The organism is Enterobacter cloacae complex sp. SHL001 (genome assembly GCF_049236825.1).
Taxonomy (GTDB): domain Bacteria; phylum Pseudomonadota; class Gammaproteobacteria; order Enterobacterales; family Enterobacteriaceae; genus Enterobacter; species Enterobacter hormaechei_C.
In genome coordinates, this window is sequence record NZ_JBMKIP010000005.1 from 39,401 (window position 1) to 59,037 (window position 19,637).

The window sequence follows — 19,637 nt, forward strand, 5'->3', positions numbered from 1 at the left end:
AAAAAAATAAAGGCGCAACTTACGCTTACTGACGTTCCGTTTTTTAGTAACGCGTGGCAATCCGCATATTGTTATACATTTTCATATCCGGAAATTTATTCCCCAAGACAATGATTTAATTTCATGTATTCATGCTAATTATGAATTGGCTGCTACACTTACTTCGACAGACATACGCAGGAGAGGCGAATGAAAATATTATTGTGGGTTATTTTGATTATATTTCTGATAGGGCTGCTGGTGGTAACCGGCGTATTCAAGATGATTTTCTGATTCCGTTGCCCGGCTCCGTGCCGGGCAAACTCTTCACACTTCGCTCAGGATTTTGACTGGATCACCCGGGCAATATCCGCAGACGTCTGTAGCGTACGGATCTCCTGAAATAATCCCAGCGCGTCTTCGTACTCTTTACGCAAATAACTCAGCCACTGCTTAATGCGCGCGACGTGATACAAGCCGGTATCGCCCTGCTTTTCCAGCCGCGTGTATTTTTGCAGTAGTTTCACCACATCCGCCCACGGCATCCGCGGCTCATTATATTTCACCACCCGGCTGAGGTTCGGCACGTTCAGCGCACCGCGGCCAATCATCACGGCATTACAGCCGGTCTCTTTGAGGCAGGCCTGCGCGCTCTCGTAATCCCAGATTTCGCCGTTGGCAATCACCGGGATCGTAAGCCGTTTGCGGATCTCACCAATCGCCTGCCAGTTAATGCGCTCGGCTTTATAACCATCCTCTTTGGTTCGCCCGTGCACCACCAGCTCGGTGGCGCCCGCCTGCTGCACCGCGTCAGCAATTTCAAACTGCTTGTCGTCGCTGTCCCATCCCAGACGCACTTTGACCGTCACCGGCAGGTGCGATGGCACCGCCTCACGCATGGCCTTTGCGCCGCGATAAATCAGCTCCGGATCTTTAAGTAGCGTCGCCCCCCCGCCGCTGCCGTTGACCAGCTTTGACGGACAGCCGCAGTTAAGATCGACGCCGTACGAACCAAGCGCTACCGCGCGGGCGGCGTTTTCAGCCAGCCACTCAGGATACTGGCCGAGCAGCTGGACGCGCACCAGCGTACCGGACGGGGTACGGCTCTGACGATGCAGTTCCGGGCAGAGACGATAAAATGATTTTTCTGGCAGCAACATATCGACCACGCGCAGAAACTCCGTCACGCAGAGATCGTAATCGTTCACCTCGGTAAGCAGCTCGCGCACGAGAGAGTCGAGCACACCTTCCATCGGGGCCAGTAAAACACGCATTCTGAGTACCTGTGAAAAAAGACGCGCTATAGTAGCTGCTCTCTATGTATGTTGAAAGCCCGGCGTTCCATTGCGGAATGTCTGGTATGCCCAAAATTCATGATGTGATCCGTGGCACATTTTCAGGTTTAATTGTATGATGAATACGTCTCAGCAAGGACTTTCACCATGAGCAAATCACTGAATACTATCTGGCAATACCTTCGCGCCTTCGTCCTCATTTATGCCTGCCTGTACGCCGGCATTTTTATCGCTTCGCTGCTGCCGATTACGATACCCGGCAGCATTATCGGCATGCTGATCCTGTTTGTGCTGCTGGCATTACAGGTGCTGCCCGCGAAATGGGTTAATCCGGGGTGCTTCGTTCTCATTCGCTATATGGCCCTGCTTTTTGTGCCTATCGGCGTTGGGGTGATGCAGTATTACGATGTGCTTAAAGCGCAGTTCGGCCCGATTGTGGTCTCCTGCGCCATCAGTACTCTGGTGGTATTCCTGGTCGTCAGCTGGAGTTCACACATTGTGCATGGCGAACGCAAGGTCGTCGGGGAGAGAACAAAAAAATGATGGCGAATATCTGGTGGTCCCTGCCGTTAACCCTGGTGGTGTTCTTTGCTGCGCGTAAGCTTGCGGTGCGTTTCAAAATGCCGTTGCTCAACCCGCTGCTGGTCGCCATGGTGGTGATTATTCCTTTTCTGCTGCTCACCGGCATTCCTTATGAGCGTTACTTCGCCGGGAGCAAGATCCTCAACGATTTGTTGCAGCCTGCCGTGGTGGCGCTGGCGTTTCCTTTATATGAGCAACTGCATCAGATCCGCGCGCGCTGGAAATCCATCATTACCATCTGCTTTGTGGGTAGCCTTGTTGCGATGATCACCGGTACCTCGGTGGCCTTATTGATGGGCGCGTCGCCGCAGATCGCCGCCTCTATCCTGCCTAAATCCGTCACCACGCCGATTGCCATGGCCGTGGGCGGCAGCATCGGGGGCATTCCGGCCATCAGCGCCGTGTGCGTGATTTTCGTCGGTATCCTGGGCGCGGTGTTTGGTCATACGCTGCTGAATATCATGAAAATTCGGACCAAAGCGGCACGCGGTCTGGCGATGGGTACCGCCTCGCACGCGCTGGGCACCGCACGCTGCGCGGAACTGGATTATCAGGAAGGGGCATTCAGCTCGCTGGCGCTGGTGATCTGCGGGATTATCACTTCCCTGGTCGCGCCGTTTATCTTCCCGATTATTCTGGCAGTCATGGGCTAAAATTTGCGATGCGTCGCGCAAATTTCATTTTCATTTCATAAGTTGCACACATAATGAGATTTGGATCACATATAAAGGCCGTACGGCTCCGTACACTACCGATCCATTAACCTTGATGAGGCAACGTCATGCATCCACGTTTTCAAGCTGCTTTCTCTCAGCTTGCAGAGAATTTGCAATCAGCCCTGGCTCCGGTTCTGGCGGATGCGCATTTCCCCGCCCTGCTGACGGCAGATCAGGTCACGGCCCTTAAACAGGCAACGGGGCTGGACGAAGACGCGCTGGCTTTCGCCCTGCTGCCCCTTGCGGCTGCCTGCGCCCGCGCTGACCTTTCCCATTTTAACGTAGGCGCAATTGCGCGCGGCGTGAGCGGAACCTGGTACTTCGGCGGAAACATGGAGTTTCTTGGTGCGACCATGCAGCAAACCGTCCACGCGGAGCAGAGCGCCATCAGTCACGCCTGGCTGCGCGGCGAAAAAGCCCTGCGCGCCATCACCGTCAACTATACCCCTTGCGGCCACTGCCGCCAGTTTATGAATGAGCTGAACAGCGGTCTTGAACTGCGTATCAACCTGCCGGGACGCACACCGCATACGCTGGGTGATTACCTGCCGGATGCTTTCGGCCCGAAAGATCTTGAGATCAAAACCCTGCTGATGGACGAGCAGGACCACGGTTATGCGCTCTCGGGAGATGAGCTGAGCGAAGCGGCCATTGCCGCCGCCAATAAAAGCCACACGCCATACAGCAAATCTCCAAGCGGCGTCGCCCTTCAGTGCCGCGACGGCCGCATCTTCACCGGCAGCTATGCAGAGAACGCCGCATTTAACCCGACGCTGCCTCCGCTCCAGGGTGCCCTGAACCTGCTTAGCCTGAACGGGTATGACTACCCAGATATTCAGCGCGCAATCCTGGCTGAAAAGGCCGATGCGCCGCTGATCCAGTGGGACGCGACCGCAGCCACGCTGAAAGCGCTGGGCTGTTCAACCATCGACCGCGTGCTGCTGGCATAATCTGTTCGGCGGGCAGAGTTGCCCGCCAGGCTGACGAAAAACCCCTCAGTTGAATCGCTGTTTCTTGCGCTAACCAGGCGGGTACAGTAGCCTGAGGGAAATTTCATCATCGGTACGAGCCATCTGCATGTTAAAGCGCGTGTTTTACAGCCTGTCTGTCCTGGTCGGCATACTGCTGTTGATCGTGCTGGGTCTCGACCGCTGGATGAGCTGGAAAACAGCCCCCTACATTTTTGATGACCTACAGGATCTCCCCTACCGTCAGGTTGGTGTGGTGCTTGGCACCGCCAAGTATTACCGCACTGGCGTCATAAATCAGTATTACCGGTATCGTATTCAGGGCGCGCTGAACGCCTATAACAGCGGCAAGGTGAACTATCTGCTGCTGAGCGGCGATAACGCGCTGCAAAGCTATAACGAGCCGGTGACGATGCGCAAAGATCTGATTGCCGCAGGCGTCGACCCGGCCGATATCGTGCTCGACTACGCCGGATTCCGCACGCTTGATTCCATCGTGCGTACCCGCAAGGTGTTCGACACCAATGATTTCATCATCATTACCCAGCGTTTCCACTGCGAGCGGGCGCTGTTTATCGCCCTGCATATGGGCATTCAGGCGCAGTGTTATGCGGTGCCATCGCCAAAGGATATGCTGAGCGTGCGCGTACGTGAGTTTGGCGCTCGTTTTGGCGCACTGGCTGACCTGTACTTATTCAAACGTGAACCGCGCTTTTTAGGCCCGCTGGTGCCGATCCCAACGATGCACGAAGTGCCGGAGAATGCACAGGGTTACCCGGCGGTAACGCCAGAGCAGTTGCTGGAAATTCAGAAGAAGTAATAACTTTTGTCGGGTGGCGGCTTCGCCTTACCCGACCTACGATCGCGATTTTGTAGGCCCGGTAAGCGTCGCGCCACCAGGCAAAAAAAGGCCCGCTACGTGAGCGGGCCTTTTCATTCTGAAGATCTTACTTCTTACGCGCGTACTTCAGTGAATCCAGCGCAACCGCGAAGATGATGATGGCGCCCTTGATGATGTACTGCCAGTAGGGGTTCACGCCGATGTAGGTCAGGCCGTAGTTGATAACGGTGAAGATGATCACACCGGTCACCACGCCCAGCACGGTCCCCACGCCGCCGCTGAAGGAGACGCCGCCAACCACGCAGGCTGCAATCGCATCCAGTTCGTACATAAAGCCGAGGTTGTTGGTTGCAGAGCCGATACGGCCCGCTTCCAGCATCCCGCCGAAGGCGTAGAAGACCCCGGACAGGGCGTAAATCATCAGCAGGTTCAGAGCCACGTTGACCCCGGACACTTTAGCCGCTTCAGGGTTACCGCCGATAGCAAAGATGTTTTTACCGAAGCGGGTTTTGTTCCACAGGATCCAGACGAACGCCACCGCAATCAGCGCATAGAAGGTGATGTAGGAGAGACGGAAGCTGCCCAGCGCAACAAACCCCTGCGTGAAGGTCGAGAAGCCGCTGTCGAAGCCAGAGATTGGAGACGCGCCGACGAAATCGTAGTACAGGGAGTTGATACCATAAACGATGATCATCGTGCCAAGCGTGGTGATGAATGGCGTCACGTTCAGGTAAGCAATGATGATGCCGTTAATCAGGCCAATTACCGCGCCGATGGCGCACACGATCAGGATCACCACGAAAATCGGCATAGTCGCCATCTCCGGGAACACCTTGTTGGCGTTTTCCATCGACTGCAACAGGGTTGCCGCAATGACCGCCGCCAGACCCACCTGGCGCCCTGCCGAAAGGTCAGTCCCCTGGGTAACGATAAGTCCCGCCACGCCAAGCGCGATAATAATACGTACGGAAGACTGGGTCAGAATGTTACTCAAGTTCAGCAGACTTAAGAACGTAGGGTCCTGGAAAATAATAATCGCCAGCAAGACTAAAAGAACAACGTAAATACCGCCTTCTTTCAGATAAGTGAGAAAACTTTTTTTATTTAACGCACTCATGAGGAGCCCCTGATCTTAAAGGTGCAAAGACGCAAGACGCAAAATTTCGTTTTGCGTTGTCGTTTTGGTTTCAACAATACCGGCAACGAGACCATTGCTCATAACCAGAATACGGTCTGTGATCCCTAACAATTCCGGCATTTCGGAAGAAATAATAATGATCCCTTTATCTTTTTTCGCCAGCTCGGCGATCAGCTGGTAAATCTCAAATTTTGCACCCACGTCGATACCGCGCGTAGGTTCATCCAGCATCAGAATTTCAGGCTGGGTTAATAGCCAGCGACCAATAATGACTTTCTGCTGGTTCCCTCCCGAGAGTGAGCCAATTTGCGTGCGGTGGCCCGGCGTTTTCACGCGCATGGAGTCAATCACCCACTGGGTATCGCTCTTCATGCGGGAATTATCCAGCAGCCCGACTTTATTTTTGTAATTGCGAATATTAGAAATTAACGAGTTAAAGTTAATATCCAGATAAGCGTAAATACCGGTGGAACGACGCTCTTCCGTCACCAGCGCAAAGCCATTATTAATGGCTTCGTTGGCGTTGTGGTTGTTGATCTTCTTACCGTGCAGCGTAATGGTGCCTTCGGCTTTCTCACGGATACCAAACAGGGTTTCCACGATATCGGTGCGCTTAGCGCCCACCAGCCCTGCGATGCCAAGGATCTCCCCCTTGTGCAGATCGAAAGAGACATCGCGGATAGACGGCTGACGCAGCGAGGTCAGGTTACGCACCTCCAGAATCACTTCGCCTGGCTTGTTTTCTTTATCCGGGAAGCGCTGGTTCAGAGAACGGCCAACCATCATGGCGATGATCTTGTCCATATCCAGCCCTTCCAGCGGCTGGGTGGCGATCCACTGGCCGTCGCGCAGGATGGTGATTTCATCGCACAGCTGGAAGATCTCTTCCATTTTATGTGAGATATAGACAATGCCGCAGCCGCGATCTTTCAGCTTACGAATAATGGTAAAAAGGTGGTTAACCTCTTTTTCCGTTAATGACGATGTCGGTTCATCCATGATCACGATTTTCGCATCATAGGAGAACGCTTTGGCAATTTCGATCATCTGCATCTGGGAAACGGATAATGTCCCGACGCGTGCGCGCGGGTCGATATCAATATCCAGCTCATCAAAAATGGCTTTGGTGTCGCGATACATTTTATCCTGATCGACAAAGACACCTTTGGTTGGATAACGACCCAACCACATATTATCCATAACTGAACGTTGCAGAACCAGGTTTAATTCCTGGTGTACCATCGAGATACCGTTCTCCAGCGCTTCTTTCGCTGAATGGAAGTCGATCTCTTTTCCCTGAAAAAGAATGCTGCCAGAATCTTTTTGATAGATCCCAAAGAGGCATTTTAATAATGTTGATTTACCCGCACCGTTTTCACCCATTAACGCATGAATAGAGTGTGGACGAACTTTTAAATTAACACTATCGAGCGCCTTAACACCGGGGAATGACTTGTTGACACCGGTCATTTCCAACAAGTATTCACCGGACGACTGAGTAGTTGTGCTGACCATAATTATACCTTGTTGGCCTCGCATATCGCGTTATAAAAGGGCGCAACGAATTGCGCCCAGTGAAGACAATGCAGATAACTTATTTACCGATAAACTCAGCCAGGTTGGACTGGTCTACGCCCACGTAAGGAACGCGAACGATTTTGTTGTCAATTTTCCAGTTAGTCCCGTCAGCGGCGCCTTTACCGTCGGCCAGGTTTTTCGCCAGATCGAAGGTGGCTTTCGCCTGGTTGTTGGCATCGTTCAGCACGGTACCGGCCATAGCGCCAGATTTCACCAGCGCCAGCGCTTCTGGCAGGGCATCCACACCGAATACAGGAATGGCGGATTTGTTGTGGGCTTTCAGCGCTTCTACCGCACCCATTGCCATCGCATCGTTGTTGGCGATGACCACTTCAATTTTGTTGGCGTTCGGACCAGACAGCCACGCGTCCATCTTATCTTTCGCCTGAGCGGTGTCCCACATTGCGGTGTCTAACGCCAGCTGCTGGGTTTTCAGGCCCTTGTCGTTCAGCTCTTTAATAACGTAGGTGGTACGTGCTTCAGCATCCGGATGGCCCGGTTCGCCTTTCAGCAGAACGAACTGAATCTGACCATCTTTGTTCAGATCCCAGTTCGGGTTCGCCGCCCAGTGTTTCGCAATCAGATCGCCCTGGATAATCCCGGACTCTTTGGAGTCGGTACCCACGTAATACGCTTTGTCGTAGCTGTCCAGCGCCTTACGGGAAGGTTCTTTGTTGAAGAAGACAATTGGCACGTTCTGGCCGCGCGCTTTCTCGATCACCGTGCCTGCCGCAGCCGGGTCAACCAGGTTAATAGCCAGCGCTTTCACGCCTTTTGCCAGAAGAACGTCAATCTGATCGTTCTGTTTGGACTGGTCATTCTGGGAGTCATTCATCAGCAGCTGCACGTCTGGCGCTGATTTAGCATCTTTTTCAATTGCTTTACGCACAACGGACATGAAGTTGTCGTCGTATTTATAGATAGTCACGCCAATACGGGTATCCGCTGCGTGCGCTGCTGCGCCAAAAAGCATGCTTGCCATGACAGCAGACAGAGTCAACACCTTCTTATTCATGGTATCTCCGGTTTTTTTTATGCAGGGTAGTTCTTGTGAAAAACGGTCGGCGGGCAGAAGTTAATAAAACGTTACTGATCGCCGAAGTTCACTTATAAAATGTCCAGCTTCCGTGTTCGGTAACGCTCCAGAAATGCGTTTTATTCGTTGTTTGAGGCATGCTGGTAACGGTAAAAGTGAATAATCACCGTTACATTGTGTTTCAGCCCCTAAAACGCTGACATCATAGACAGCGGCTTGTTAAGATACTGTGAATTTACTCACAGATTGAAAACGGTTACATCACGTGATGTTATCAGTTAGTGATCGGAGCCACAGTTTGTCGGATAGCGACCGAATGGCGGCGAACTAAAGTCGGCATAAAACAATGCGTTGCGTCAGGATCTAACAGCCCTGCCGCCCCCTGTAACGCCAGCTCTGTCGCCAGTTTCGCCATCGACGCAATGGGGTAACGCACCGTTGTCAGCTGCGGATCGGTGTAACGGGCAATCGGGATATCGTCAAAGCCGATCAGCGATAAATGCTGTGGCACCGCAATGCCGTTGTCTTTCAGCGCGGTAAGCGCACCTGCCGCCATGCTGTCGTTATAGGCATACACGGCCGTCAGCTGAAGATTACGCCCCAGCAGTTCCACCATTGCCGCTTCACCGCCCTGCATGTCCGGCGAACCGGTACCTACCCAGCTTTCCAGCGGCGCAATGCCCTGCTCTTTCAGGGCGTTTTGCCAGCCCTCGCGGCGCATCATGTCGTCTTCAATACCGTGGCTGGAGGCCAGATAACCAATGCGCTGATGGCCGTTGCTGATGAGCATCCGCGTCGCCATCATCGCGCCGCTGATGTTATCCAGACCGACGCAGCGGTGCGCGTAGCCGGGGACGATACGGTTGATCAGCACCATACCGGGGATTTGTTCCATAAACCCGGCCAGCTCTTCATCGCTCAGGGCTTTAGAGTGCACAATCAGGGCGTTACAGCGCTGGCGGATCAGTACCTCAATGGCATAACGCTCTTTTTCAGCCTCGTGATAGCTGTTGCCAATCAACACATATTTCTGGTGCTGCTGGGCAACGACGTCCACCGCTTTGACCAGCGCGCCGAAGAAGGCGTCAGACACGTCCATCACCACTACGCCAATGGTATCGCTGACCTGCGTCGCCAGCGCCTGGGCATTAGCGTTTGGCCGGTACCCCAGCTGGGTCACGGCTTTCATTACGGTTTCACGCGTTTCAGGGCTGACCAGCGCACTGTTGTTCAGCACGCGGGAGACAGTAGCAACAGAAACACCCGCCTGGCGGGCGACGTCACGAATGGTGATCATATTCACCACCCTTTAAAGGATTGCAGCAACTCACAGACACCCCCTGTGTTTAGCAAGGTGGCTATTCTGGCAGCGAGAGAGAGGAGACTACGTGAAGAAGCTCACACAGATGAAAACGCTTACATCCGTTTTGTTAATGATTGTGATCCAGATCGTTATCTGGATGTATTACGCGATGACACGCCCGAAGCACGGGCGGTTAACCGTCGCCATGCCCATTCCAGCGGGCCCTGGCGGAAAAAACGCAGCCAGACAACCGAAAACACCACGTTAACAATCCAGACCGGAATAACAAACGCCAGCAGCGTCAGGCGGTCGAATTTCATAAACAGGCCGAATCGGTAGAAAAGCGTGGTGCATATCAGCGTTTGCAGGATGTAATTGCTTAACGCCATCCGCCCAACGCAGGCCACCGCACTGACGATCCACAGGCGGGAAAGCTGGGGCCAGAAGCCGTAGATCAGCGCCGCATAGCCAATAGTCTGGAACGGCGCGCTCAGTTCGCGCGGCACCTGCAACAGGAATGCACACCAGCGGTAATCCCACTGAAGATGCCACTGCATCATCACCGCCGGGAGGTTGATGATCACGCCGAGCAGCACCAGCCCTGCTCCCGTACGACGATAGTGTCGCAGGCTAAATTCCCCTTTCAGCCAGCCGGTGCGCATCAGGGCTGCGCCCATCAGCATCATCCCCGCCAGTTGCCAGCCGTATTGCGCGCCCAGCGCCAGCAGGTTATCGCCGAGCATATCGGCCCGGTTGCCTATCGCTTCCATGCCGCCTTTCAGCTTCCAGAACTGCTCATATTGCAGGTTGGCCGCATCCGGGATCCATGAACGACTGGTGGAAGCATCGGCAATCATGCCAAGCAGCAATAACACGGCCAGTCCCATGACATAGAGCATCACGCCGGTATTAAACAGGCTTTTCACACCGGGCGCGTCGCGGATCAGCCGCCAGCAAATCAGCCCCACCAGACCATACGCGAGCAGAATATCGCCGTCCCAGAACAGCAGCCCGTGAATAAAACCGAGGATAACCAGCAGCGTTAAACGCGACTGGATCCAGCGCGTACCGCGTTTGAGGAGAAGCTGAAGTCCCGCGCCAAACAGAAGCGCAAAGAGGGTCAGGAATTTAACCTGTGCAAAGAGATCGAGGATTGCCCACGTCCAGGCGTCGCTGCGCGTGATGTCGCCATACCACGCAGGATTCAGATAAGCGGCCTTCGGCAGACCGAAGGCGCTGATATTCAGCAGCAGGATACCGAGAATGGCGACGCCGCGAACAAAATCGAGCGTGACGTTTCGCTCCATGGTCCCTGCCCTGTCTGATTAGTTGTGGTGACGCACGGCGCGCAGGAACTCCTGGCGGGTGTTCTGGCTCGATTTGAACAGGCCGCCCAGCGAAGTGGTGGTGGTTGCGCTGGTTGCATCACGCACGCCGCGCGCTTTCACGCAGTAGTGCACCGCGTCGATAGACACCGCCACGTTGTTAGTACCCAACAGAGTTTGCAGTGCGGTCAGGATCTGCTGCGTCAGACGCTCCTGCACCTGCGGACGCTGGGCAAAGAACTGCACGATGCGGTTGATCTTGGACAGGCCAATGACCGTATCTTTTGGAATATAGGCCACCGTCGCTTTACCATCGATGGTCACAAAGTGATGCTCGCAGGTGCTGGTCAGCGTGATATCGCGTACCGTCACCATCTCATCGACCTTCATCTTATTTTCAATGACGGTGATTTTCGGGAAGTTCGCGTAATCCAGGCCGGAGAAAATTTCGTCGACGTACATCTTCGCGATGCGGTGCGGCGTCTCCATCAGGCTGTCGTCGCTCAGATCGAGATTCAGCAGTTGCATGATCTCCGTCATATGGCCGGCGATCAGACTCTTGCGGGTATCATTGTCCAGCTCCTGCACGGGCGGGCGCAGTGGCGTTTCAAGACCGCGCGCAACCAGCGCTTCATGGACAAGGGCTGCTTCTTTACTGAGTGATGACATTCTTTTCTCCTGCAGGTGTGGCGTCTTTTGCCCTCGTTGTGGCAAAAGTGTGCGCTCATTGTGCGTGAGGCGACGCACATAATCCAGTATTCACGACGATAATTATTGCAATTGCTGTTGCCTTTCAGCCTGACGGTTCCAGACTAACGCTCCGCCAACGAACAGCGCGATCCCCGCCAGCCCCAGCGCAGGTTCCAGCCGATGCGTGAGCCAGGTCGACAGTGCCGACGTGACCGGACCCACCAGCTGACCAATGGCATACCCGGTGGTGAGCAGTCCCGCCATATAACGCGTGTGGTCTGGCGCCAGCTCGCGACCGTACAAAAGAGAGAGCTGCACGGCGCAGAGGAACCCGCCGCCCACCAGCAGCCCACCCGTCAGCAAGCCGCCTATGCCCGGCAGCAGCCAGGCCGCCAGCACGCCAATCCCCTGTAACCACAGAACAATCGCCAGCCTGCGGTTAGCGCTTGATGTATGCCGCAGGGCAATGCTGAGCGCAATTCCCACCACCGAGGCGGCGCCAAATATCGGCCAGACAAACTGGGCAAACAGGCTGCCAGGAAAACGCACCGCCGCCATTTGCGATAAAAAGGTCGCCGGGAGGATATAGCCGAACCCTGCCAGGCTGTAGCTCCAGACCAGATGCTTGAGATCTGCGGTCAGCAGCAGCGGTTCAGGCGCGGTACCGGGCCGATGGAGCTGCCCGGACCGCGGCAGGTAGCGCGCCACCAGCACAATCAGCACCAGCGCCAGTACGCCGTAGATTTGCCATGCCGCCCCGGCGGACAAGGATTTCGCCTGAATATAGACCGCCAGCAGGCCGCTCAGGGCGATGCCGGCCCCGGGTCCGGCAAAGACGGCCGCACTGAGTCCCGGTTTGCCCAGTTGCCCCAGCCGCTCGTTGGTCCAGGCGGCAATCAGCACCATCGACCAGCCGCTCATGCAGCCGATCACAAAGCGCAGCAGACCGTGAACAACGGCATTATCTGCCGCCGCGGAGAGCAGCGTTAGCGCCACCGCACCGGTGATGCCAAGCCAGAGACGCGTTTCAACGAAGCGATGGGCGCGCATGGCATCCCATGCCCCCACCAGATAGCCCAGATAGTTCATTGCCGCCACCAGCCCCGCGCTGGTAAGCGTGAGTTGCCCGGCGGCTATCATCAGCGGCACCTGAGGCGTGAAGGCGAAGCGCCCTATCCCCATCGCCACGACCAGAACCACAAATCCGCTGAGCGCGATACGCAGCGCCATGATCGCTCCAATTGTTAAAGAAAAGTAAATTTATGATGCAACATCTCGCCGTCCTGCGAAAGTGAAAGTTGCTCACAGGTCAATGAAAACTCTGTATTATGCGTTTTATGAATCGTCTTACCTTTAAGGAGCCCTGCATGGAACTGCTCGAAGAGCATCGTTGTTTTGAAGGTCGACAGCAGCGCTGGCGGCACGACTCCACCACGCTGAATTGTGCTATGACGTTCAGCATTTTCCTGCCCCCTGCGGACAATCCACCGGTGCTGTACTGGCTTTCAGGCCTGACCTGCAACGACGAAAACTTCACCACCAAAGCGGGTGCCCAGCGTATTGCCGCCGAACTGGGCATTGCGCTGGTGATGCCAGATACCAGCCCGCGTGGCGATGACGTGGCCGACGATGCCGGATACGATTTGGGTAAAGGCGCCGGGTTCTATCTCAACGCCACGGAACAACCGTGGGCGAGCCATTACCGCATGTATGACTACATTCGCGATGAACTGCCTGCCCTGGTGCACTCTCAGTTCGCGGTCAGCGAGCGCTGCGCGATAAGCGGACATTCGATGGGGGGCCACGGGGCGCTGATAATGGCGCTGAAAAATCCGGGGAAATACACCAGCGTGTCCGCATTTGCGCCGATTGTGAACCCAACGCAGGTGCCGTGGGGGCAAAAAGCCTTTACGCACTATCTGGGTGAAGAAGCAGAAAAATGGCAGGAATGGGACAGCTGCGCGTTGATGCTGGCGAGCGATTCGGTGAATGCGATCCCGATGCTTATCGATCAGGGCGATGCGGATCAGTTCCTCGCCGGACAGCTACAGCCTGCGGTGCTGGCGGAAGCCGCGCGCCAGAAGGACTGGCCGCTAACGCTGCGCATTCAGCCGGGATACGACCACAGCTATTACTTCATGGCGTCCTTTATTGAGGATCATCTCCGCTTCCATGCGGAGCATCTGTTCAGATAAGTTCCGCCTTTTGCCCGGTAGCGCCTCCTGCCTACCGGGTCTTCCCCTCCCCCTCTTTACATACTTCTATCCGCTTGAATCCAGCCTGATTTCTGTCTCCGACACCCAAACACAAATGATTTCAATTATCATTTGTGTTTACAATTCTACATTCTTTTGTACAATTCCAGGCTCTTCTCCATCTCAAAGAGTTCTTACAAGACAAAAACATACAGTTCTCAGGGTTATCCCGATGGAGTTTTATTCATTTTTATACGGAATGTACAAATGACAATACCGCGCATTAAGCTCCTGGCCGTCGCCATTGGCGCTGCCACATGTTCCCCCTTCGTTCACGCAGCCGATCAGGACACCGTTGTCGTCACCGCGACGGGTTTTGAACAAAAAATCCAGAATGCCCCCGCCTCCATCTCTGTGATTTCAAAACAGCAGATTGAAGATAAAGCCTACCGTGATGTTACCGATGCCCTGAGAGACGTCCCGGGCGTTGTCGTCACTGGCGGCGGGAGCAGCAGTGATATCAGTATTCGCGGCATGGCCTCTCAGTACACCCTGTTCCTGGTGAACGGCAAACGCGTCAGTACGCGAAGCACCCGCCCCAACAGCGACAACTCGGGTATTGAACAAGGCTGGCTGCCGCCGCTGGAGTCCATTGAGCGCATCGAGGTCATCCGCGGCCCGATGTCCTCGCTTTACGGCTCCGATGCTATGGGTGGCGTAATTAACGTCATTACCAAAAAAGTCTCGAACACTAAAGCCTGGACCGGTTCGTTGCATGGCGATGCGACCTTCCAGGAAAACAATGATTCCGGCGATATCTTCCAGACCAACGCCTACGCTTCTGGTCCCCTGATCGACGGACTGCTGGGCGCAAAAGTGACGGGGCTGTTGTCACGCCGCGCAGAAGATAAAATCGTGAACGGCTATAACGAGCAGAAAATGCGTAACGGTGGCATTACGCTGAACTTCACGCCGGACGAGAAGAACGATTTCGACCTCGACTTTGCTCGCGAGCTTCAGGACAGAAACAGCACCCCGGGGATGTCGAAAGCGGCTGAAACCTGCCGGGGAACAACCTGTACGCCAAATACCAAAAGCGACTCGCGCTATGAGCACACGACCTACTCCTTAACGCACAGCGGGTATTACGACGACTTCAATACCACCAGCTATATCCAGCAGGAAGAGACCAATAATCCAGGTCGCAAAATGCGCTCCTATAACACCACCTTCAACAACCAGAACCAGATTTTCCTCGGCGATCATACGTTGACCCTCGGCGGGCAGTATCGTTATGAGAAACTGCGCGACAAGGGTAATCAGCTGGAAGCTGCTGACGGCCTGAACAAACTGACGCGCTGGAGCTGGGCCCTGTTTGCCGAAGATGAATGGGCAATGACGGAAAGCTTTACGTTGACCGGCGGCCTGCGTATGGACAAAGACCAAAACTACGGTACTAACTGGACGCCGCGCGGTTACGGCGTATGGCACCTGGCCGATCAGTGGACGTTAAAAGGGGGGGTTTCGGCTGGCTATCGTGCGCCGGATCTGCGTCAGTCGTCTGCCAGCTGGGGCCAGGTAACGGGTGGCGGCCGTCTTGACGGTATCATCGTTGGCAACCCGGATCTGAAACCAGAGAAGAGTCTGAGCGAAGAGCTCGCCCTGCTCTGGGATAACAACGATAACCTGAATGCCGGCGTAACGCTGTTTAATACCGACTTCAAGGACAAGATTACGGAAGTTCGCCGCTGTAACAGCAGCGCCGATCCCGCCTGTACGATTGGCGATCACAGCTATGATTTCGTCAGCGATCGCGTCAACGTGGACAAAGCCAACATGCGCGGTGTGGAGTCCTCCTTCGGGTGGAAGATCACGCGTGATGTGAACTGGACTGCAAACTACACCTATACGGAATCTGAGCAGAAGAGCGGCCAGTTCTCCGGCAAGCCACTGAACAAAATGCCGAAACACATGTTCAACACCACCCTGGACTGGCAGGCGACGCCAGATGTCGGATTCTGGAGCCGTCTCAACCTGCGCGGTAAAACGTCTGAGTACCTGAGCCGCACGTCAATGTCCCAGGGTACGCCGTCCTACACTCAGGTTGATGTCGGTATGCGCTACAACGCCAACAAAAACCTGCTGGTTACTGCCGGTGTGTATAACGTGCTCGATAAGCAGATTGATTACGATACGTATGACACCGTGCTGGATGGCCGTCGCTACACCGTCGGCATGACCTACAGCTTCTGATCTGCCCATAAAAAAGCCCGCTCAACTGAGCGGGCTAAAAGAGAGGAAGTGCGGTTATTGTTTAAATCGTTCCGGGAAATCCATTTCACTGTAGCGAACGAAGCGTGTTCCTTTCGTCAGTTTGTAGCCAAACCAGATGATCAGGAACAGCGGAATGCCAATATAGGTGGCCGTGACGGCGCCCCAGTCAATGGTGTCCGCAAGGAAGGCCTCATAGTTCTGACCCAGGGTAATAATCAGGCACAGAACGAAGGCGAAGATCGGCCCCAGCGGGAAGAACCCTGACCGGTACGGCAGATTATTCAGATCATGACCCTGCTTGACGTACCCGCGACGGAAACGGTAGTGGCTGATGGCAATGCCCAGCCAGGCAATGAAGCCCGTCATACCAGAGGTGTTAAGCAGCCACAGGTAGACCGTCTGATTGCCGAACATGGAGGTCAGGAAACAGAGACCCGCAATCACCGTAGTCGCATACAGCGCGTTGCGCGGCACGCCACCGCGAGACAGTTTCGAGAAAATACGCGGCGCTTTACCGTCGCAGGCCAGGGTGTAGAGCATGCGGGTGGAGGCGTACATCCCGGAGTTACCCGCAGACAGTACCGCCGTCAGGATCACCGCGTTCATCACCGCCGCGGCAGAGAGCAGACCCGCGTGCTGGAAGACCAGCGTGAACGGGCTGACGCTGATGTCTTTCACATCGTTACGCAGCAGGCTTGGGTCGGTATACGGAATAATCAGGCTGATAATCAGGATCGCGAACACATAGAACAGCAGGATACGCCAGAACACCTGACGCACCGCGCGCGGAATGTTCTTCTCCGGGTTTTCGGATTCACCGGCCGCGATACCAATCAGCTCGGTACCCTGGAAGGAGAAGCCGACAATCATCGCCACGCCAATCATCGCCGAGAAGCCCCCGGCAAACGGCGCATCGCCTATAGTCCAGTTACTCCAGCCCGCCGGTTCAGCCCCTTTGAAAATACCAACGATCATCGCCACACCGACAACGATAAAGATGATGACGGTTGCCACTTTAATCAAAGAGAACCAGTATTCCGCTTCGCCAAAGCCGCGCACGGAGATGTAGTTCAGCAGGAAGATGACCGCCAGGAACAGGGCGCTCCAGATCCAGCCTGGCGTGTCCGGGAACCACCAGGTCATCACCAGTTGTGCGGCGACGAGGTCAACGGCGATGGTCACCGCCCAGTTGTACCAGTAGTTCCAGCCCAGCGCGAAGCCGAAGCCTTCCTCAACGTATTTTTGTCCGTAGGTCGAAAACGAACCAGACACCGGCATGTATGCCGCCAGTTCACCCAGGCTGGTCATCAGGAAGTAGACCATCAGGCCAATCAGGATATAAGAGAATAATGCCCCACCCGGGCCGGCTGCCGAAATTGTTGCGCCAGAGGCAACGAAAAGACCCGTACCGATGGAGCCGCCAATGGCGATCATCGTCAGGTGACGCGCCTTAAGTGCGCGACGTAGCGCGGGCGCTTCTGTGGTTTTAGTTTCTGAAACCATGTGAAAATGCTGTCCATTCAATAAATGAGGCGCGATTGTAGCAGACGATCTGCGTTGCTTCCGGCAGAAATGCTCAGTTATAAGAGAGCTTCATGACTCGGCCAGGATTATAAGTAAAGCATAAAAATGTGGGGTGATAAGCGCACGTAGCCCCGGTAAGCGAAGCGCCACCGGGGAACGTTAAATGGCGCAGTAGCGCAGAAAACGCTGGAGCGAGCTGGAAAGGTGTTTCTGACGATGATGGATGCACCACAGCGTGCGCACCAGCTTCGGCAGCGGAACGGGGATCTCAACCAGAGAGCCGGTCTCCAGCTGTTCGGCAATCACCCGTCGGGAAAGACAGCTAATGCCCAGGCCATGACGCACCGCATGCTTAATCGCCTCGGAGTTACCTAACTCCATCCCTAACTGGAACTGCGGCAGATGGGACAGCAGCAGATAATCGACAATCTCACGCGTGCCGGAGCCCTGCTCTCGCAGGATCCACTGCGCCTGCGCCAGACGCTCCAGCGTCACCTCGCCCTGGAGTAAAGAAGAGGCCGGGGAGGCAAACACCACCAGCTCATCCTCCAGCCAGGGTTCCGCAATGATATCCACGTTGTGGCACGGCCCTTCGATAAGCCCGATGTCCACGCGGAAATCGATCACCGCGTTGATCACGTCCTGGCTGTTGCCGACGCTCATTTCCAGCGGCAGGGTCGGAAAATCCCGGCGGTAGCGGGCAATCACTTCCGGCAGGATGTAGTTACCGATCGTGCTGCTGGCGTAGACGCGAATAGCGCCGTTGTCCTCGCGGAACAGCTGTTCGATCTCCGTTGCCTGCTCCAGCAAGGCCAGGGCACGCGGGTACAGCAGGCGGCCATGTTCGTTCACCACCAGCCGCTTTCCTACCCTGTCGAAAAGCTGAACGCCCAGTTGCCCTTCAAGATCGGTCAAGGCTGCGCTAACGGCGGACTGCGAGAGCGCCAGCATTTGTGACGCCTGGGTTGTCGAGCCGCTTTTCAGCACCTCGGCAAAAACTTCCAGCTGACGCAATGTAATGTGCATGGTTGCTTACCACTTATAAAGATTGATTATAAATATATAATCAATTTTATTTTTAAGCCAGAGCGCCGTAACCTTTAGCCAGACAAAGGAGAAGGTTATGTCAGAAATCACCTTACAACATCATCGTACAGTGTGGCACTTCGTGCCGGGCCTCGCGCTCAGCGCCGTGGTGACCGGCGTGGCTTTATGGGGCGGCAGTATTCCGGCGGTCGCCGGTGCAGGTTTCAGCGCGCTAACGCTGGCCATTTTGCTCGGCATGGTGGTCGGGAATACCGTTTACCCGCACATCTGGAAATCCTGCGACGGCGGGGTAATCTTTGCTAAACAGCATTTGCTGCGCCTCGGGATTATTCTTTACGGTTTCCGCCTCACCTTTTCGCAGATTGCGGACGTTGGCGTCAGCGGGATTGCCATTGACGTCCTGACCCTTTCGAGCACCTTTTTACTGGCGTGCTTTATCGGCCAGAAGATCTTTGGGCTGGACAAACAGACCAGCTGGCTGATCGGTGCGGGTAGCAGCATCTGCGGCGCGGCGGCGGTACTGGCAACAGAACCCGTCGTTAAAGCCGAAGCCAGTAAAGTCACGGTTGCCGTCGCGACGGTAGTTATCTTCGGTACGCTGGCGATCTTCCTGTATCCGGCCATGTATCCGCTGGTGGCGCACTGGTTTAGTCCGGAAACCTACGGCATTTATATCGGCTCAACCATGCACGAAGTGGCGCAGGTGGTGGCGGCAGGTCACGCCATTAACCCGGAAGCGGAAAACGCGGCGGTCATCGCCAAAATGCTGCGCGTGATGATGCTGGCCCCGTTCCTGATTTTCCTCGCGGCGCGGGTTAAACAGCTTGCTCCGGCAGGCGGCAGCGAGAAAAGCAAAATCACCATTCCGTGGTTTGCGATCCTGTTCATCGTGGTCGCTGTCTTCAACTCTTTCCACCTGCTGCCAAAAGCGATGGTGGATATGCTGGTGACGCTGGATACGGTCCTGCTGGCGATGGCGATGGCGGCGCTGGGCGTCACCACACACGTCAGCGCGCTGAAAAAAGCCGGCGCGAAACCGCTGCTGATGGCGCTGGTGCTGTTCATCTGGCTAATCGTTGGCGGTGGTGCGATTAACCTCGCCGTGCACAGCCTGTTGGCATAAACCATCTCGTCCTTCTCCTGTTA

Annotated in this window: 17 protein-coding genes; 7 read left to right on the forward strand and 10 right to left on the reverse strand. The window is 55.1% G+C overall.

Going from position 1 to position 19,637, the window contains the following annotated elements; all coding sequences use genetic code 11:
- Positions 1-317: 317 nt before the first annotated feature.
- Positions 318-1,253, reverse strand: coding sequence for a tRNA dihydrouridine(16) synthase DusC (gene dusC, locus ACOTYH_RS14795; RefSeq protein WP_414191799.1), 936 nt, complete (start codon positions 1,251-1,253; stop codon positions 318-320).
- A gap of 168 nt (positions 1,254-1,421) precedes the next feature.
- On the opposite strand from dusC, the gene ACOTYH_RS14800 reads away from it, so the two are divergent.
- The 4 genes from ACOTYH_RS14800 (at position 1,422) to sanA (ending at position 4,360) form a co-directional block, all read left to right on the forward strand.
- Positions 1,422-1,817, forward strand: coding sequence for a CidA/LrgA family protein (locus ACOTYH_RS14800; protein WP_032671768.1), 396 nt, complete (start codon positions 1,422-1,424; stop codon positions 1,815-1,817).
- Complete coding sequence (locus ACOTYH_RS14805) at positions 1,814-2,509, forward strand: CidB/LrgB family autolysis modulator (RefSeq protein WP_015572322.1); 696 nt, start codon at positions 1,814-1,816, stop codon at positions 2,507-2,509. The genes ACOTYH_RS14800 and ACOTYH_RS14805 overlap by 4 nt, the downstream gene beginning before the upstream one ends.
- 128 nt (positions 2,510-2,637) lie before the next feature.
- A complete protein-coding gene (cdd, locus tag ACOTYH_RS14810) occupies positions 2,638-3,522 on the forward strand; it encodes a cytidine deaminase (protein WP_421637804.1) in 885 nt (294 codons plus the stop codon).
- 127 nt (positions 3,523-3,649) lie between these two features.
- Positions 3,650-4,360, forward strand: a complete 711-nt coding sequence (gene sanA, locus ACOTYH_RS14815) for an outer membrane permeability protein SanA (protein ID WP_017383381.1) — start codon at positions 3,650-3,652, stop codon at positions 4,358-4,360.
- 127 nt (positions 4,361-4,487) lie between these two features.
- Here the strand turns inward: sanA and mglC are convergent, their stop codons facing one another.
- The 7 genes from mglC to ACOTYH_RS14850 all read right to left on the reverse strand — a co-directional run bounded on the left by mglC (position 4,488) and on the right by ACOTYH_RS14850 (position 12,681).
- Positions 4,488-5,498, reverse strand: coding sequence for a galactose/methyl galactoside ABC transporter permease MglC (gene mglC / locus ACOTYH_RS14820; protein WP_003859318.1), 1,011 nt, complete (start codon positions 5,496-5,498; stop codon positions 4,488-4,490).
- Positions 5,499-5,513: 15 nt separating this feature from the next.
- Positions 5,514-7,034: a galactose/methyl galactoside ABC transporter ATP-binding protein MglA gene (gene mglA, locus ACOTYH_RS14825; RefSeq protein ID WP_058689083.1), complete on the reverse strand. Its 1,521-nt coding sequence runs from the start codon at positions 7,032-7,034 to the stop codon at positions 5,514-5,516.
- Between the two features lie 79 nt (positions 7,035-7,113).
- Positions 7,114-8,112, reverse strand: a complete 999-nt coding sequence (gene mglB / locus ACOTYH_RS14830) for a galactose/glucose ABC transporter substrate-binding protein MglB (RefSeq protein ID WP_017383382.1) — start codon at positions 8,110-8,112, stop codon at positions 7,114-7,116.
- 295 nt (positions 8,113-8,407) lie between these two features.
- Positions 8,408-9,430, reverse strand: a complete 1,023-nt coding sequence (gene galS / locus ACOTYH_RS14835; RefSeq protein WP_058689084.1) for an HTH-type transcriptional regulator GalS — start codon at positions 9,428-9,430, stop codon at positions 8,408-8,410.
- Between the two features lie 155 nt (positions 9,431-9,585).
- Positions 9,586-10,743 carry a DUF418 domain-containing protein YeiB gene (gene yeiB / locus ACOTYH_RS14840; protein ID WP_058689085.1) on the reverse strand — a complete coding sequence of 386 codons (1,158 nt, stop codon included), beginning with the start codon at positions 10,741-10,743 and terminating at the stop codon, positions 9,586-9,588.
- Between the two features lie 18 nt (positions 10,744-10,761).
- Complete coding sequence (gene folE / locus ACOTYH_RS14845) at positions 10,762-11,430, reverse strand: GTP cyclohydrolase I FolE (RefSeq protein ID WP_015572317.1); 669 nt, start codon at positions 11,428-11,430, stop codon at positions 10,762-10,764.
- Positions 11,431-11,532: 102 nt separating this feature from the next.
- Positions 11,533-12,681, reverse strand: coding sequence for a YbfB/YjiJ family MFS transporter (locus tag ACOTYH_RS14850; RefSeq protein ID WP_058689086.1), 1,149 nt, complete (start codon positions 12,679-12,681; stop codon positions 11,533-11,535).
- A gap of 137 nt (positions 12,682-12,818) precedes the next feature.
- Between ACOTYH_RS14850 and fghA the strand changes: the two genes are divergently transcribed.
- Positions 12,819-13,646 carry an S-formylglutathione hydrolase gene (fghA, locus tag ACOTYH_RS14855; protein WP_033487347.1) on the forward strand — a complete coding sequence of 276 codons (828 nt, stop codon included), beginning with the start codon at positions 12,819-12,821 and terminating at the stop codon, positions 13,644-13,646.
- 267 nt (positions 13,647-13,913) lie between these two features.
- The gene (locus ACOTYH_RS14860) at positions 13,914-15,899 is read left to right on the forward strand and encodes a ligand-gated channel protein (protein WP_015572315.1); all 1,986 of its coding nucleotides are present in this window, start codon (positions 13,914-13,916) and stop codon (positions 15,897-15,899) included.
- 54 nt (positions 15,900-15,953) lie between these two features.
- Here the strand turns inward: ACOTYH_RS14860 and ACOTYH_RS14865 are convergent, their stop codons facing one another.
- A complete protein-coding gene (locus ACOTYH_RS14865) occupies positions 15,954-17,423 on the reverse strand; it encodes an amino acid permease (protein WP_006811308.1) in 1,470 nt (489 codons plus the stop codon).
- Between the two features lie 180 nt (positions 17,424-17,603).
- Positions 17,604-18,470, reverse strand: a complete 867-nt coding sequence (gene yieE / locus ACOTYH_RS14870; protein WP_017383387.1) for a DNA-binding transcriptional regulator YeiE — start codon at positions 18,468-18,470, stop codon at positions 17,604-17,606.
- Between the two features lie 97 nt (positions 18,471-18,567).
- Here yieE and ACOTYH_RS14875 point away from each other — a divergent pair, with 97 nt between their 5' ends.
- Complete coding sequence (locus ACOTYH_RS14875) at positions 18,568-19,614, forward strand: YeiH family protein (protein WP_017383388.1); 1,047 nt, start codon at positions 18,568-18,570, stop codon at positions 19,612-19,614.
- Positions 19,615-19,637 lie beyond the last annotated feature (23 nt).

Excerpts from the sequence above, each read along its gene's own strand:
- yieE (WP_017383387.1), bottom strand. The coding sequence starts at position 18,470 with ATGCACATTACATTGCGTCAGCTGGAAGTTTTTGCCGAGGTGCTGAAA.
- ACOTYH_RS14865 (WP_006811308.1), bottom strand. The coding sequence starts at position 17,423 with ATGGTTTCAGAAACTAAAACCACAGAAGCGCCCGCGCTACGTCGCGCA.
- ACOTYH_RS14800 (WP_032671768.1), top strand. The coding sequence starts at position 1,422 with ATGAGCAAATCACTGAATACTATCTGGCAATACCTTCGCGCCTTCGTC.
- cdd (WP_421637804.1), top strand. The coding sequence starts at position 2,638 with ATGCATCCACGTTTTCAAGCTGCTTTCTCTCAGCTTGCAGAGAATTTG.
- mglC (WP_003859318.1), bottom strand. The coding sequence starts at position 5,498 with ATGAGTGCGTTAAATAAAAAAAGTTTTCTCACTTATCTGAAAGAAGGC.
- mglB (WP_017383382.1), bottom strand. The coding sequence starts at position 8,112 with ATGAATAAGAAGGTGTTGACTCTGTCTGCTGTCATGGCAAGCATGCTT.
- yeiB (WP_058689085.1), bottom strand. The coding sequence starts at position 10,743 with ATGGAGCGAAACGTCACGCTCGATTTTGTTCGCGGCGTCGCCATTCTC.
- ACOTYH_RS14850 (WP_058689086.1), bottom strand. The coding sequence starts at position 12,681 with ATGGCGCTGCGTATCGCGCTCAGCGGATTTGTGGTTCTGGTCGTGGCG.
- galS (WP_058689084.1), bottom strand. The coding sequence starts at position 9,430 with ATGATCACCATTCGTGACGTCGCCCGCCAGGCGGGTGTTTCTGTTGCT.
- ACOTYH_RS14805 (WP_015572322.1), top strand. The coding sequence starts at position 1,814 with ATGATGGCGAATATCTGGTGGTCCCTGCCGTTAACCCTGGTGGTGTTC.
- dusC (WP_414191799.1), bottom strand. The coding sequence starts at position 1,253 with ATGCGTGTTTTACTGGCCCCGATGGAAGGTGTGCTCGACTCTCTCGTG.
- mglA (WP_058689083.1), bottom strand. The coding sequence starts at position 7,034 with ATGGTCAGCACAACTACTCAGTCGTCCGGTGAATACTTGTTGGAAATG.
- fghA (WP_033487347.1), top strand. The coding sequence starts at position 12,819 with ATGGAACTGCTCGAAGAGCATCGTTGTTTTGAAGGTCGACAGCAGCGC.
- ACOTYH_RS14875 (WP_017383388.1), top strand. The coding sequence starts at position 18,568 with ATGTCAGAAATCACCTTACAACATCATCGTACAGTGTGGCACTTCGTG.
- folE (WP_015572317.1), bottom strand. The coding sequence starts at position 11,430 with ATGTCATCACTCAGTAAAGAAGCAGCCCTTGTCCATGAAGCGCTGGTT.
- sanA (WP_017383381.1), top strand. The coding sequence starts at position 3,650 with ATGTTAAAGCGCGTGTTTTACAGCCTGTCTGTCCTGGTCGGCATACTG.
- ACOTYH_RS14860 (WP_015572315.1), top strand. The coding sequence starts at position 13,914 with ATGACAATACCGCGCATTAAGCTCCTGGCCGTCGCCATTGGCGCTGCC.